The sequence below is a fragment of the Comamonas piscis genome (genome assembly GCF_014109725.1).
GTDB lineage: Bacteria > Pseudomonadota > Gammaproteobacteria > Burkholderiales > Burkholderiaceae_C > Comamonas > Comamonas piscis.
Window position 1 is genome coordinate 2341782 of record NZ_CP058554.1, and the last position, 15722, is coordinate 2357503.

At 53.5% G+C, this 15722-nt stretch carries 12 protein-coding genes and 1 pseudogene; 6 read left to right on the forward strand and 7 right to left on the reverse strand.

The features are described 5' to 3' along the window. Positions 1 to 99: 99 nt before the first annotated feature. The 5 genes from HS961_RS10470 (at position 100) to HS961_RS10490 (ending at position 6155) form a co-directional block, all read left to right on the forward strand. On the forward strand, positions 100 to 903 hold the full coding sequence (locus HS961_RS10470) for a hypothetical protein (RefSeq protein ID WP_182327704.1): 804 nt from the start codon (positions 100 to 102) through the stop codon (positions 901 to 903). Further along, entirely contained in the window at positions 831 to 1799 is a 969-nt protein-coding gene (locus tag HS961_RS10475; protein ID WP_182328216.1) for an FAD binding domain-containing protein, read from the forward strand. Before HS961_RS10470 ends, HS961_RS10475 begins: the two co-directional genes overlap by 73 nt. Further along, entirely contained in the window at positions 1796 to 4204 is a 2409-nt protein-coding gene (locus HS961_RS10480; protein WP_182327706.1) for a xanthine dehydrogenase family protein molybdopterin-binding subunit, read from the forward strand. The genes HS961_RS10475 and HS961_RS10480 overlap by 4 nt, the downstream gene beginning before the upstream one ends. Positions 4205 to 4274: 70 nt before the next feature. Next, positions 4275 to 5324, forward strand: a complete 1050-nt coding sequence (locus HS961_RS10485) for an XdhC family protein (RefSeq protein WP_182327708.1) — start codon at positions 4275 to 4277, stop codon at positions 5322 to 5324. Between the two features lie 183 nt (positions 5325 to 5507). Beyond that, positions 5508 to 6155: a nucleotidyltransferase family protein gene (locus HS961_RS10490; protein WP_182327710.1), complete on the forward strand. Its 648-nt coding sequence runs from the start codon at positions 5508 to 5510 to the stop codon at positions 6153 to 6155. A 474-nt stretch (positions 6156 to 6629) separates the two neighbouring features. Here HS961_RS10490 and HS961_RS10495 read toward each other — a convergent pair whose 3' ends face one another. From HS961_RS10495 to HS961_RS10515, 5 genes and pseudogenes are all read right to left on the reverse strand, one after another. Continuing rightward, complete coding sequence (locus HS961_RS10495; RefSeq protein WP_182327712.1) at positions 6630 to 7352, reverse strand: RHS repeat domain-containing protein; 723 nt, start codon at positions 7350 to 7352, stop codon at positions 6630 to 6632. Between the two features lie 150 nt (positions 7353 to 7502). Next, a pseudogene (locus HS961_RS10500) lies at positions 7503 to 7724 on the reverse strand (IS3 family transposase); the annotation flags it as partial. A gap of 213 nt (positions 7725 to 7937) precedes the next feature. Beyond that, positions 7938 to 8741, reverse strand: coding sequence for an endonuclease NucS domain-containing protein (locus tag HS961_RS10505; RefSeq protein ID WP_182327714.1), 804 nt, complete (start codon positions 8739 to 8741; stop codon positions 7938 to 7940). Positions 8742 to 9194: 453 nt separating this feature from the next. Then, the gene (locus tag HS961_RS10510; RefSeq protein WP_182327716.1) at positions 9195 to 9848 is read right to left on the reverse strand and encodes an inovirus Gp2 family protein; all 654 of its coding nucleotides are present in this window, start codon (positions 9846 to 9848) and stop codon (positions 9195 to 9197) included. Between the two features lie 473 nt (positions 9849 to 10321). Next, positions 10322 to 10513, reverse strand: a complete 192-nt coding sequence (locus HS961_RS10515) for a helix-turn-helix transcriptional regulator (protein WP_182327718.1) — start codon at positions 10511 to 10513, stop codon at positions 10322 to 10324. A gap of 668 nt (positions 10514 to 11181) precedes the next feature. Between HS961_RS10515 and HS961_RS10520 the strand changes: the two genes are divergently transcribed. Next, the gene (locus HS961_RS10520; RefSeq protein ID WP_182327720.1) at positions 11182 to 11943 is read left to right on the forward strand and encodes a hypothetical protein; all 762 of its coding nucleotides are present in this window, start codon (positions 11182 to 11184) and stop codon (positions 11941 to 11943) included. Positions 11944 to 12058: 115 nt separating this feature from the next. On the opposite strand, the gene HS961_RS10525 is transcribed toward HS961_RS10520, so the two are convergent. Both HS961_RS10525 and HS961_RS10530 read right to left on the reverse strand, forming a co-directional pair. Beyond that, on the reverse strand, positions 12059 to 13246 hold the full coding sequence (locus HS961_RS10525) for a tyrosine-type recombinase/integrase (protein ID WP_182327722.1): 1188 nt from the start codon (positions 13244 to 13246) through the stop codon (positions 12059 to 12061). 837 nt (positions 13247 to 14083) lie between these two features. After that, positions 14084 to 15205, reverse strand: coding sequence for an acyltransferase family protein (locus HS961_RS10530; RefSeq protein ID WP_182327724.1), 1122 nt, complete (start codon positions 15203 to 15205; stop codon positions 14084 to 14086). Positions 15206 to 15722 lie beyond the last annotated feature (517 nt).

The following is a 15722-nucleotide window of genomic DNA, read 5'->3' on the forward strand; positions in this document are numbered from 1 at the left end:
GATGAATGATTGATTGTCATTTAATGTCATTGCATACCCCGAAGTCATAGGTAATTGCTACATTTTCATATTGGCCATTTTGGCCAGATGAAAGAATGTATGAAAAAACAATGCTACCTCTTGGCAGCTCTGATAGCAGCAAGTTTCCATACCCATGCTGCAGAGATCACAGTCGCTCCAAACTCTATGTATTTTTCGGGCTGGAATTTCAGCAGCTTGAATCCCAACTCTAGAGCAGAGCGTATCAACATGACGCCAGGGCAGACCATTTCGGGAGCATTCAACGGATTTCCGCTTAGCTGGACTGTGAACGCTAGCCCAACGCCTGATACCTACGGTGTCTGGACGGATGGATTTAATGCATTTGGCACAAATCTCCCTACTAATATTTCCAGACCTGCTCCCTCGCCTGGACAGGGATTTATCAATCGAGGCGAAGCGCAGTTCGCATCCACTATTCCTTTCCCTACGGGTACTACAATCTTTTTTCAAGATGTTGATAATAATGAGATTGCGAACCTTAGATTTTACAGTTGCAGTGGAGTGCAAGTAGATGCTGGAAGCTTTGATTTCTTAAAAATATCAAGTTTTAACACGCCAGCCTATTCAATTCAGGGAGATTTTCCAAATCAGTCCTGGCAAGTTGCAGCAAATAACTCCAATGATCCGAATACAGTAAACGGTATTACTGTTCGCTCTAACGAAGTCTGCAGTATTACTATTCAAGCAATCAGACCTTTAAATGGTGGAAGTATTAACTACTTCCTTGGTGCACCTCCCAATGTAGTTCCAACTGCTGTACCTACGATCTCGGGAACTACGCAAGTGGGCTGGCGGCAAGCGCCGAAGCAGCCAAGCCGGACACCAAATTGCTCGCCGGGGGCACGACCCTGCTCGACCTGATGAAGCTCAACGTCGAGCGTCCGTCGCGCGTGGTCGACATCACCCGCCTCACGGGCTTGGACCGTATCGAGGTGACGGGCAGCGTCATCCGCATCGGCGCTCTCGCGAAGATGAGCAAGGTGGCGGACCACGGCGCTGTCAAGGATGCGGCGCCGGCGCTGTCGGAAAGCCTCTGGCGCGCCGCCTCTGCGCAGCTGCGCAACATGGCGTCGATTGGCGGCAACCTGATGCAGCGCACCCGCTGCATGTATTTCCGCGATCCGGGCGCCTACCCGAACTGCAACAAACGCAACCCCGGCTCCGGTTGCGCAGCGCTGGACGGCATCAACCGCAATCACGCCATCCTGGGCACCAGCGACGCCTGCATCGCCATCTATCCGGGGGACTTCGCGGTTGCGCTGGTTGCCTTCGATGCCAGGGTAATAGTCAAGGGCGCGATCCGAGGCGAGAACGAGCGCACCATTCCTGTCGACGACTTTTTTCTGCTTCCAGGCCAGACCCCGCATCTCGAAACCCGCCTGGCTCCCGGCGAGATGATCGTGGGCATCGAAGTGCCGCGTTCGGCGACGCTCAAGCGCTCGCACTACCTGAAGGTGAGGGACCGCGCGTCCTACGAGTTCGCTGCCGCCAGTGCGGCCGTGGGTTTGGAGATGGAGCCAGATGGCAAGACCATTCGCGAGGTGCGCATCGCCGTCGGCGGCGTAGCCACCAAGCCCTGGCGGCTGCGCGCCGTCGAGGCGTCGCTCCAAGGCAAGACTCTTGACGAGGCCACGTTGCGCGCCGCCGCTGCGGCCACTGCCGTTGGTGCGAAGGCCAGCGGACACAACGCGTTCAAGATCGATCTCGCACCGAAAGTCGTTGCGCGGGCTTTGATGACTTTGGGAGGTGTGGCATGACACAACACAACGAACTGGAACTGAACCGGCGCGCCATCATGAAACTCGGTGTAGGCACTGCAGCGGTGGCCACCGCAGGGGTCGGTTTGTCGGCACAAACGGATCTGGCCAACGCGCTTGCGCCGGCCAGAGGACCCGCCCTTGGCGCTGCGCTGTCGCGCGCTGAAGGTCCGCTGAAAGTCACGGGGCTGGCACGCTATGCCATTGAGCAGAAGCTTCCGAACATGGCCTATGGCGTCACCGTGCAATCGACGCGGCCCGCAGGGCGCATCGTCCACATCGACACCTCTGCCGCCAAGGCGCTGCCGGGCGTGGTGGATGTCTACACGCCACAGAACCCGTTGAAGCTGAACAAGCCGACCCTCTACAGCAAGGGCGGTGGCGCCACGGAAGAGTTCACGCCGCTGCAGGACGACGTGGTGCGGTTCAACGGCATGCACATCGCGTTGGTGGTGGCGGACACGTTGGAGCAGGCCACGCAAGCGGCAAGTCTTCTCAAGGTCACGTACGAAGACGCCGAACCGATCCTCGACCTGGACGATCCGAAAGCGAAGCCCCAGACCATCGCCGACATGGGCGCAGCATGGGGTGATGCACCGGCTGCGCTCGGCAGTGCCGAAGTCAAGCTCAACGTCACCTACACCACGGCCCGCGAATACAACGTGCCGCTGGAGCCGCACGCCTGCATCGCGTCCTGGGACCACGGGAAGATCACCGTCTGGGAGCCGAGTCAGTGGGTGGGCGGCGCGCGCAGCGTGGTGGCCGAGTGGCTGGGCATCGACATCGAGAACGTGCGCGTGATCTCGCCCTACGTGGGCGGTGGCTTCGGCTCCAAGATCGGCGCGCATCCACACGTCGGCCTGGCCTGTGCGGCGTCGCGCCAGCTCGGTAGGCCTGTCAAGGTGTCACTCACACGCCCGCAGACCTTCACTGGCCTCGGTGGCCGCCCGGTGACCAAACAGAACCTGTCGATCGGCGCCAGGAAAGATGGAAGGATCGTGTCCATCGTGCATGAGAGCTGGAACGAAACGGCCATCGACGAAGTGCATGTCGAGGCCTGCAACAACGTGACCAAGATCATGTACGCGACGCCCAATCTTTCATCTCGGCTGAATGTCGTTCCGGTGCACGCGGTGATGCCCGGCTGGAAGCGCGGCCCCGGCGAGAACCCCAGCGCCTACGCCCTCGAAAGCGCGATGGACGAGCTGGCCTACGCGCTGCAGATGGACCCGATCGCGCTGCGCCTGGCCAACTGGGCCGACAAGGACCCGAGCAACCAGTTCCCCTGGACGACGCGGCAACTGCGCGAAGCCTATGCCGCAGGCGCCAAGGCCATCGGCTGGCACAACCGCAACCCCAAGCCCCGTTCGATGCGCGAAGGCCGCGAGCTGATCGGCTACGGCATGGCTGCCGGCGCGTACCCCATGATCCGCACGGCGAGTGAGGCGAAGATCGTCTTCCATGCCGATGGGCGGATCGAAGTGCTCAGCGCCGGCACCGACATCGGCACAGGCACGTACACGATCCTCGCGCAGACAGCGGCCGAAGTGCTGGGCGTGCCGGTCGCGCATGTCACGGTCCGTCTGGGCGACACCGTGCTTCCGCGATCAGCACTGGCCGGTGGCTCGCAGCAGGCGAACAATCTCGCGAGTGCTGTCGCCAAGGCGGCGAACAACGCCAAAGACGCGTTGCGGTCTTTGGCGGCGACCGATTCCAGGTCACCGTTGGCATCATCAAAGCTGGTAGACCTCATTTTCGAGCGGGGCACCATTCGCCCCAACCGCCGTCCTAGCGGTGGGCTCAGCATCGCGAATCTGCTGAAAACCGTAGGCAAGGAAAAACTGGAAGTTGAAGGAAGCACCTTCGCCGCCGATGCAACCGAGGCCACGAAGAATGCGGCGGACCGCAGCTTCGCCCAGTTGAAGGGCCCGGTGGAGGGTGGTCTGTCGGCCCACAGCTGGTGCGCACAGTTCGTGGAGGTGCGCATCGACGAAGACTTCGGCACGGTCCGCGTCAAGCGGATGGTCGCGGCCTTCGACAGCGGAAGAATCTTCAACCCAAAGCTCGCCGAAAGCCAATGGATCGGCGGGATGGTGATGGGTTTGGGTCAGTCGCTGTTGGAAGAAGGCCAGATCGACCACCGGGACGGCCGCACCGTGAATGCGAACTTCGCGGACTATGCCGTACCCGTGAACGCCGACGTGCCGGAAATTCAGGTGATTTCTGTGGGCATACCCGACCTGCAGGCCAGCGCCCTCGGCGGCAAGGGTGTCGGCGAGATCGGTGTCGTGGGAGTCGCTCCGGCGATTGGCAACGCCGTTTTCCACGCGACCGGTAAACGGATTCGAAGCCTTCCCATTACGTTGGAGAAAATCAGCGTGACGCGCGACCGGAGGCAGTCGTGAGTACACATCGTCCGTACGAGGCAATTGCTGCGCTGGCGGCGATGTTAGCTGTGACAAACTGACCGGCACCATGGAAGATCTCGACACATTGGTCTTAAGAACGGCTTGTGACTGGTATGGCAGCGGTTTGGCCGTAGTGCTGGTTACAGTCGCGCGAACATGGGGATCATCACCCCGTCCCCCAGGCTCGCTGATGGCCATCAACGGCCGAGGCGAGACTGTTGGTTCAGTTTCAGGAGGGTGCATCGAAGACGACCTGATTCACCAGATTCGCGAAGGCGGTGTTCAGGCTGCGTGCGCACCCGATAGGCCAACGGTTCTGCGCTACGGCATTTCTGCCGACCAGGCGCACCGATTTGGGCTTCCGTGTGGCGGCACAGTGGAGCTGGTCCTTGAAAGTGTGGCAGCGCACAGCCGGCTGGGTGAGTTGCTGGCGGCGTGCGAAGAGCGGCGCAGCACCGAGCGTCGTTTGAACCTGCGTACAGGTCAAGCCATCCTGCGTCAAGGGCTACGTGATGGCGTGCCCAGCTTGGACGGCACGCATCTCATCACTTGGCTTGGACCGAAAGCCCGCCTTGTCTTGATTGGGGCCGGAGACTTGGCCCGTTACCTTTGCCAGATGGCTATGAGCTTGGGATTCGACGTGGTTGTGTGTGATCCGCGCGAGGACCACCGGGCGAGCTGGAGCATGTCTGGGGTGCAAGTCACCCACGAGATGCCAGATGACCTTATCGTGCGGCTGAAGCCCGACGCTCGTACGGCCGTGGTGGCGCTCACCCACGACCCCAAGTTGGACGATTTGGCGCTCATTGATGCCTTGCAGTCCGACGCCTTCTATGTCGGCGCCATCGGCTCGCGCCGTAATACTGCGCAGCGTCGAGAGCGGCTGAAAGAACACTTCGATCTGTCAGATGCCAGCCTCGCCCGGCTGCGCGGACCGGCAGGGCTTTACATCGGCAGCAAGACACCCGCAGAGATTGCTCTATCGATCATGGCCGAGGTCGTGGCAGCCAAGAACGGAATCGTGGCCCATGACCTCATGTCGGTGGAACGGGGCAAGTCGCAGACACAGTCCCCGGTTCGTCACAGCGCCGGTCCGTTCGCTTTGGCTGCGGCGTAAGACATATCGAGTCACCCTGTACCCACCGCAAAAGCAAGCCACAAGGGCGCACGAAATGACCCCACAGTTCCTCGCACTGATTCCATCCTTATCCATTGCGACGCGTTGTGCCGATGGCGAGAGCAGTGCAGCACACGGCCACGACAGCATCAAGGTCGGCATCTAAATTTCGTCGTCACACGAATGGAATACCTCGAACCCAGCCAGCTTGGTCTCGCTGCTTGCATTCTTGCTGCTGGCTACGGCAGCAGAATGGGGCACGTTCCCAAGGCAGCCATACGCATCCGCGAACGTTCAGTGCTGGAGTGGCAGGTTTTAGCTCTGCGAGGCGCAGGCGTGCAAGACATATCCGTAGTCGTTGGCCCCTACCAAGAGCAACTGTGCCCGCTCGTCAGCCTCTGCGAGGCTGAACTCGTTCTCAATGAGTCGAAGTCTGCCGAAATCCTCCACTCCCAAATCGCAGCGGTCAAGTCGCATTACCGCGACCGCCATGGCTGCGACATGATGGTGCTACTTGGGGACCTTCCTTTCCTGCAAACCCATCATTTCCTTAGGCTGCGCAAGCTTTGGGAGATGCGCAATGGCGATATCCACGGCCTGGTTCCCATGGCCGACGGAGTTCGTGGTCATCCCTTGGTTCTTTCTTGGTCGGCTGTGCAGACCATCGCCGAATCAGGCCAGACCGATAAGGGCATCCGCAGCTGGCTATCACGGAGTAAGCAGTCAGTGCAGTTCGTGGAAATGAACGATCCGGCTTACGTGCGGGATGTCGACATCCCCCAAGATCTCGCGCAAATTGAAGGGCCTGCCGAGCTCCCGTTAGTATCCTGACAATAAAAGTCGAAACGTGTCAATGCCCCCGACTTGCATCACTGGCTTCACCCGCTTCCCTAGACAAGCTTCATGCAAACCTAAACTGAGATACGAATAGCCCTGCCGCAATGGCAGCGCCCAAAGGTGACTACCCAAACTCTCCGAATGACTTAAGCAGGTCTTCTGGCGACGAGACGCGGAGCGCCCTGGCGTCATCACCACTTTCGATGGCGGCGAAGACACCGCCTCGCAAGTCGCGGCGCAAAACACTGGAAATGCGGTTCCAAAGCTTCGACCTACAGTATGGGTCGTCAAGTATCGCTCGTTCCACTGAACATCTTATGCGGATGTCTTCTGTTGGCCGAGAGCACCCGGTCGTGGCAGGGCCACGACCGGCAGCAATCGCTGCATAAGAGACATTGACTGACGCGAGAGAACCTACGTGGCTGCTTGAAAGGAAAGCGGGAAGTATTTTAACCCTCTACGGCGACATCACCCAACACCATCGGCAGGCCATGCCTTCATCAGTGCCTTTTCGAAACCGCTGCGGACGACACCGAGGCAAAGGCCGCTGAAGCCTTCAATGCCGTACAAGGCTCCAGACCACGCATCAACACATAGCGGTGAGAAATCACTGCTCTTATGCTCTCCTACCCGGTTGCCTGCCCACTTCTGGGTGGCTGATAGCTGCTGCCCGTTTGTCTGCTCTGGCCTGCCCTGCAATGGGTTGTACTCGCCGTGGCCTATCTGTTGCCTGCTCACCGGGTTGGCCTGGCTGCTCGCCCGCGGCTGGGCTCTTTGGCGATCCGTTTCGTCCAGCTCTCCTGTGATGGCCTCGCCTGCCATGGATGTGGCTACTGTTCCTGTGACGGGTAGCCGGTTGCCTGCTGGATAGAACTTCCAGCGCTGTTGGCCTGCATGCGGGGTGTCAGCCCCTGTGAGCCGGCCAGCTGCGTCGTAGGCGAAGCGGCTCATGCCCACCGGCGTCTGGATGCCGACCATCTGGCCCAGGCTGTCGTAGTGGTACTGTCTGGAGGTCAGCTCCCCGAGCATGGTCTGCGGCGCTTTTGCGAGCTGGGCCATGCCTGCACTTTTGGCGGTGCTCCCCTCAGGCAGGCTGTCCAGCATGTCTGGCAGGCCGGTGCCTTGCTGTAATCCACTCCACAGCATGGAGGTCAGATGTCCGGCCTTATCCCAACTGAGTTCACGGCTCATTAGCTTGGGATCGGTTTAGCCCGATGCGGATGCCTCTGCCCCGGTCACTAGTTGTCGTCCCGCTTCACGGTACAGCGCATCGCGCTCGAAGTCTACGAGGTTCTCACCTTGCAAGGTGATGCCATGCGCATGGCCCGAACCATAGAGCAGATAGCCCAGTGCCCTTATGGTGGCTGCAATGTACCGATCGTGGGCGAGGTAGTGCTCAATGGCTGCCTTCTTCTGCTCCCGCGAGAACTTGGGCTTGCGATCTGCATAGCCTGCAGGCAAATCGAGCCGCTGCTGATACTCGCGATACCAGCCCTTCAACGCATTTTCGGTGGGATAGCTCAGCTGCCGGATGGTGGGCCTAACGCGTTTGCCCAGCTTGATCTAGAGCTCAACGGCTCGAATCCGATCTTCGTATGAACACATGAACTACCTCCTGGCAGTCCAAGTTTTCGTCCGCACGCCCTCGCTTGATCGAGGTGGTTCTTGCTCTCGCGATCTTCCCGGTTAACGTTGATCGCCAGCTTCGCGAAATAGCCTGACACGCATATTGCGACGACCGAGATGACCGGGGCGAGGAAGGACATGATATTGACATCAGCCATGGAGCGCTACCGGTCGCAGGTCCACTTTCAGATCGTACTCCATGAGACGAACGTTAGGCACCTGCGTCGCCGCGTACCGGAGTTTCTGCCCGATGTCGGACGCAACGATGATCCCGTAGACCTTCTTCTCGCTGGCCAGGTGCTCTTTCACCCAGCCCATATAGCGCAGGATCTGCCCCAGCGTTGCGTCGGGGCCGCGACCCAGTTTCAGTTCCAGCACATAAAAATCGCCGTTGTTAGTGGCGAGAATGTCGATCGGTCCCACGTCCGTCTGGAACTCAACACCGTCACGGTCGTCAGCACGGTAAAGAGTCAGTGGTGCGGTGTGGTCGGGAAGCTTGGGCAAGTTCCTGGCGAGGTAATCGCGCAGGTGTGCTTCGAGCGCGAACATGCCATACGCGTCGTCTGGCCCTTCGATGGTTTCGACGACCGACAACGAGTTTTCGCCAACACCGTCCGCCCGGCGCACCACCAAATTTCCGTCGGTCGCCTTGGTGATCTCCCAAACGCCATGCTTTTCGGGCTCGTACCAAACGACCTTGCCGCGCCCGGTGTTGAACAGGTAGTCGTAGGGCGTGTCGGAGATCCGGGACTTTTTATTCTCGTTGTAATGAATACGTGACGGGTGATTCACCGCCCCCGAAATGATGCTGCACGTCATCGAACTGTCGTTGACGTCGCCGCCATACATCGAGCGGATCTTCGCCTTGATGGCGGGATAGGTGCATTCACCGCTCATCTGCTGGACCGCTTCCTTGACCATTTGCCAGACTGGTGTCTTGCTCCCGTTGTTCATCGTTTATCGCCCTCGCATTCGTTGGTGGTTTTGTCGGGATCGGCCGGTCCGATCCTGCTGCGACGAGAATTCTTACATAACTAGGCGGCAGACACGCAAGGGCGGAGGCGTCATAGAACGCCGCCAATTCGAATGGCCCGTGTCTGTACCTTCGAATGACAGGGCCAGGCGGACAACGGACTAGTATGCTATTTCTGATGCTGGAAGTACGCGACGCGGCGGAAAATTCACAATTAGGTGAATATCGGCACTTGGCTCGATCCATACACATCGCAGCCAACGCAATTCGTTAGAGAAACGTCGGACGTCACAGATAAGCCAGAAGTGGTCAGCTGTCGCCAAGACGACAACGCAGCAAAGGCCGGTGAAGCCCTGAGAGCTGTACAAACCTCTCAGATAGCACCTATACCAAGAGCAGTGAGAAATCACTGCTCTTATGCTCTTCAGCCTTTCCTAGTTGTTGCTGCAACCAAAAGTGTGGAACCCTTGGTTGTATTCCTTAGTCTGCATCTTCGCAAAGTAGCTCAGCCGGTAGAACACGTGGAGAAATGATTCAGCATCATCTCTGATGACCTGGTAAGTTGGATTTACCGGGATATGTACATAGCCTTGCATGTCGTCGATGTACATGCCAAGAGCCGACGCCCAAGCCCCATGGATCCTTGCGTACATGTTATTGCTCGCCAAGTTGAACTGCCCCATGAATGCATAGGCAGAGTGGTTGAACACCAGCGCGACGTGGTAATGCACACGGCCATTGCTACTCGTCTCCCTGCACCACATGTAGCGCATATCTGCGTCATGAACGCGATGATCTTCATTCCTGCTTCTATTCTGGGCGTGCTTGATCTTGGCACGCATAGATGCGAGGAACTTCGAGATGAGTGTATTGCTGAGCAATACATCAGCGGAGACATGGCCAGGCACATACAAATCAAATCGTATCACGCAGATGCGGCTGTGATGCTCAAATGTGCGATATAGGCAATCGTGGATGCACTTGAGGTAATTGGTAATGACATGCCCATGCCTAGTCTGAACAGGAGATCCATGGAACTTATCTCCATGGAGCAGCTGATGGTTGGTATTCAAAGGATTGCGTTTCATGCGGTGTGTCTTGGTGACTATTGACACACAGTTGAGAGCGGTAAACAGGCTTGCTCTTTTATGGAGAAAAAGTGCAGTAGGGCAGATGAATCTCTTCCTTCTCTATCGAATGAATGCATTGAGTTCCTTAAATGCAAATCGGCAAGTGACGCTGTGATGATCTTCCATCTGAGCTTGAGGCTAAGAGGTGGTATGGACGCATTTCAACCACATGCATCTAGAGGATGCACTAGTGGCCATTGATGGATCTATTCAATGGCTAGTGAACTAGCCTGTACTCAACCATGGAGATATCAACTAAATGCCACAACGTCTCTAAATCTCTTCCATGCCGAGCACCATCTATATACTAATTAATAGAACTTAAACATACACCATAGAGTACAAAATTCAGACCATAAAACAGCAGATTACAGAGGAGAGATTCCCTGTAATCTGCTGTTTTATGTTTGCTATCTCACTCTGAATAAATATCAAACCAGCTGCTGGTCACGGACGTTAATTTTCTCTTGAATCCAAGCCTCGATTTCGCTCTCAAGCCAGCCAACAGATCGCAAGCCCAAGCTGATGGGTTTCGGGAATTCCGAGAGGCTGACGAGTTTGTAGAGGGACGTTTTACCCAATCCTGTCTTGGAAAGCACATCTTTCAACTTCAGAACGCGCATGATGAAACTCCGGTGTATTAAACATCGGATTTCGTTGAAGATGCTTTTTTAAGCGGTTGTAATCCTTCATTCAAGGCGAGTGATTGATAAGCAAGAGATAATTAGAAGAAAACATACTAAATGCATAAAAAAGCGTTAAAGGGCGGAAGAATGCTTCGCTTACACAAGTTGCAAACGGCAGACAACCCAGAAGTTAAAGGTTTGGTACCTGCTAAGCGTGCTCAGCAGGTCATCAGCCTTCGGGAAAGACAAAGGTCGGGATAAGTTGCAAGGCCTCATTTATGCCGCAGAACGATACGAAGTAAACAACAACAACACGAAGCAGTGGGGTTGGAATGAGGCCGTGTTCCGGCAATGGCAGAGAGCTATCAAGTAAGTCTAGGCTCGCTTTTGCTAGGCAAATTACATATCTATAAATTTATAAAAATTGCGTCCTACCATGCATTGACTGAAACCTAGCTATTGCTAGCTCTGGATCGAGCTGTTATCATAGCTAACAACATCAAATTTATATCAAGATATAAAATGCAAATAAATAAATTCAATATTAACTTTAATATGAATCGATTGACGTGTAAAAAATTTCTGATTTCAGAACTGTTCAGTCTCTGATATTTCATTTTGGCATTAATCTGAATATTTTTAATTCGTCAGATTTTGATTTCAAATTGGCACTGTACGAATTTATAAATAGTAATTCCGAGGTGCTAAAAGATCCTTATGTAGGTGTAATCATTACAGCTGATAAAGTCAGTGATAAATCATTTGAATTTTTGAATGACTATAGTCGTGCGTATGTGCAGCAAACATTGTTGAATTGGGACATAGGAGATGAATTGGTTGTGAAATGGGCATTTGGTGAAAATAAATCAATAGCCCTTACTGTTGCATATTTGTTGGATAGAAGTTCACGTAACCCAAAAATAATTACTGATAAATTAAAACAATTAAATGTTAGATTGATGGATATTGAAAAGCTGGCGAAACGTGCTAAATGGTTTGACGATATTTCGAAGACCCGTGCAGCTGAATATATATTTGCAAGGCGAGGATATATAAGGTATTGGACGTCTTTTGTTGAGCATCCTGAGTTATTTTTTCTAGATGACCGGATTAATGATTATGAGAAAGAGGCTTTATTTAAAGATATTCGTGCTAGATATAACTTGGAGGAATCTAGAAAAGTAAATCCCAAGAGGCAATGTAATTTTTCAATTGATCCTAAAGCCTATATACTTATGGAAAAAATTAGAAAAAAATCAGGATTTAAAAAATCTGTGTTTTTGGAGATTATATTTTCACCGGAGAATGAGGAAATTTTGCATAAGCTAGTCAAGCTGAAAACAACACCTCCAGTTATACATAAACCTACTGAAGCTGTTGATTGGGATATGTCGAAAAGTGCTGCGCCCCCAGGAGGGTTTAAATGAATTTCTAAATTGTTTTATAAGCTAAGAATTTATTTTTTTTGCGTTTGAATGTAGCTGTAAATTTTAGCCTAATAACTTATGTGTCAGTAATTACGACCTTCATCGCTAAATGGAATCATTTAGAGATAAATTTTGACCACTCTTGCATCATCTCTCTACGCCTTTCCAGTGCATCACCACGACGATAAGCAGCCTCCACTTTGCTTTCTAACGTGTGCGCGAGGGCGTGTTCTGCCAGTTCTCGTGGAAATTGAGTTTTTTCTCCAACCCAATCACGAAACGTTGATCTGAATCCATGAGGAACGGCGGGAGATTCCATCCGCCGCATTACGGCGGTCATAGTCATGTCGGAAAGGACCTGGCCTTTAGTTCCTGGAAATATTAGATTGCTGCCTTCAATACGAGGCATATCTGCCAGTAGCTTCAATGCGACCTGAGATAGCGGAACTCGGTGCTCCACTCCAGCTTTCATCCGTGACGCAGGAATAGTCCATATAGCTTTGTTTAGGTCGATTTCAGACCACAACGCACCTCTCACTTCTCCGGAGCGTGCTGCTGTATAGATTAGAAATTCAAGAGCTTTAGCTGCAATGCCTGCGCGCGTGCGCAAGTCCTGCATAAAGGTAGGCATGTCATCTACTGGTATGGCCCTGTGGTGTTCTACATTCTGAATCTTGCCTGGGGCTGCTAGCACTTTGTCGAGATGGCCTTTCCAGCGAGCTGGGTTCTCACCACTACGATATTTGCGGACAGTAGCCCAATCGAGTACCGACTCAATTCGTCCCCGCAGGCGACTCGCAGTTTCGTTCTTCGTGCTCCAGATGGGTTCTAGGCAAGCAAGGATGTGTGGAAGATCGATGACTGAAACACTCAGTTGTCCCAGATGCGGCATCGCATAGGCTTCAAGGGTGTTCTCCCACTGCTGGCGGTGCTTAGCGTTCTTCCACTCGGGTGCTTTTGTCTTGAGGTATTCGGAAGCGCACCAGTGGAAGGTCTTTTCGGTGGCTGCCTTGGAGGCGATAAGACTGCGTTGTCGTACCTTGGGAGATATGGGGACCTGACCATTTCGAAGATCATCGTGGATCTTTCTGGCCTTATCTCGAGCCTCCAGTAGGCTGACTGCCGGATACGGGCCAAGGCCCATGTCTTTGCGCTGGTCGCCAACCTGCACTCGCAGTACCCATCCGCGATAGCCAGCAGAGATGCGAAGGTGCAGTCCGGCAATGCCTCCTACGGCGTGTCTCCCTTCCGTTTTGATGGCCGCGACAGCGCGGTCTGAAAGTTGTTTGGCGACTTTGGGCATGGTGCATGAAGTAGTAGATCTGTTCCCACATTATGCCCACATAAAACATTGGCTGTTGATGAAATGGCGCGAACGTCTGCGAACGTGATATGATAAAAAATCAAGAAAAATCAAAGATTAACTGATCTTCTATGATCGGCTCTGAACGCCATTATGGCGGACTCCGTTTCCGCCAAGAATCAAACCCCTGAGTGTTCGCATTCAGGGGTTTTTCTTCGTCTGAGGTGGTGTGCACTTGACGCTTCCTTGAATCACTGCTTGTCAGGGAGGTGATTGCTGCATTGGCCGCGGCGAGATGATGCCTGGGTCTGCTGACCGAAACCACTTCGCATAGTCGCGGATCATCACCTTCACGGAATCCCTGTCTGTATGACCACCCACATGGAGTTTGCGCCGGCCATGTGCGCCGAGGCAGTACGGGTGTCACGGCATTCTTTAGACGCACGCCAATGGCTCGGAACGTAAGGTGCCTGGCGTTGTGAGTGATGATCGTGATCGGGTGCCTCAGTGTCCGGGTTGTAGAACACCTCCGCATTCATCGCCGCTGGCGCTGGATCACGCTGGCTGCGTGCTGTTTAAGCGCTACCTTGCGTTCAACATTGGTTTTGGTGCGGTCCTTTTCTATGGTCATGACCTCGGAGTGGTGAACCAACACAGTAGGCGTTGCGCAATTCCACATCCGTTCACCGACGCGCGATACGCTCGCTTGTCCGCAGCCAAGCAAAGAATCCGGGTTCAAAATAATCCATGATTGCCTCCCCAGCCTGCTTGTCGAGGGGGAGTAATTCAGAATAGAAAAATTCTCAAGCGCAAGTATGGTCTTGGGGTTTGGTCTCTTCAGCCTGCTGGTGCTTGAGGAGGCTGAAAAGCCGTGGAAATTCTTGATCTCAAAAGCCGCTGGCGAATGAATTGCTTTAGAGGAAGCTCAATATTCTGAAAGATCCAGTAGCTACTCAGGCAAACCGTTATTAGAAAAACCACAAAAAATGAAGGTGATTGGACAATGGAAATCCGATCGAGATTGGCGGTATCCATCGCTGTCATTACTGCAATCTGTATGGGTATATGTATTAGATACGACGCATATGTGAGGTTGCCAACAACATGTCCTGCCTTCCCAAATGACACACCAACTTGTTCGAAGGATGCACACATCCAAATAGAGGCCGGAAAAATTCCGAAATATACCCAAGACTGGCTCCATTCGCCTTTTAAGTACAAGGCGTATATTACGAGCGCTAATAAGCTGCTGGATAAGAGTGCACACACCAATGATGGAAGCAGCCTACCGATGTAGATATGCAGTTGATGCACTGCACCGCCCAGTATGAATAGTAGGGCGCATTGTGAGAAAGCATTTGTAGAGCTTATTCCCTGGAATGCGACCCAGCTTAAAATAAACCATGCGGTGGCAGTGAGTAAAGTAATTCTTGTGCTTTTTACATAGGCAAAGAAAAGACCGTAAATAATTATCTCTACGGACACGGACCAAATAGGGGCATTAAAAGACCAGCCTTTCTGAAGTCCCCAGTGAGAGATCATGAATAGATTCAGTAGGAAATGGTAAAGGTCATTGAACGGATAGATCTGATAGTGGCCAAGGATGCGAAAGCTCACAAACTGCAGCACCGCGACCAATAACAGAGTTGCCAAGTGTAGTGGATACAGTCGGCTAAAACGAGTGACAGCAAATTCTCGGAAGCTTACATCCTGTCTGCCTTGGTAAGCATGAAAAAATACAAAGCCTGATAGGATCCAGAAAAACTGCACACCGTGACTGCCGTATTCATACAGCCAGCGCAAGTTAGTGAAGAACGGTTGGATGCTCCGATCTTTAAGGCCCACTGCAGCCTGTGGATAGAAGAAATGCTGGTAGTGCCAAACAAGCACCACTATTGCGGCAATGCCTCGTAAGAAGTCTATATTGGAGATGGAGGCGTGACGAATCGGTGTGCCCAACGAAATACCCTGTAAAATTAATTTTTAGCGAAAATGTACGCGATAGTTCTGGTCAGCAATGCTTGGAAAACGCTTCAGTTATCTTCTTTTCTTTGAGTGTTTTTTCATTGCTGCCTCGGTGCCGGTGGTTAAGGTGGCGCCGTGGCCGGGTCATAATTTTCAACAGTAATAAAACGGTAATGCCTCTGGTAAAAACGCTTGGTCTGAGGGGCGTCAATGTTAGCTTGCTGAACAGTCATTGTTATACCAACCCCTGATCGAACTGTAAGGATAACTTCGCGCGCTGCAAGAAATTGAAAGAGCCTCTTCGGCGCCATCTCGGCACTGCGGAGGCTCATTTTTCGTCGATAGGTTCAGTGCTCCGCTGCCAATTGAATCCACAGTCTACAGCCATCGTCTCTGTATTAGGGGCCAATAGGTTCTAACGGAGGGGATAGGGTGCGCTGGGGCGACATATCGAAAAGTCAAATGGAAATCGACAGCTAACAGCTACCTCGCAACAGGCGTTAAAAAGCCC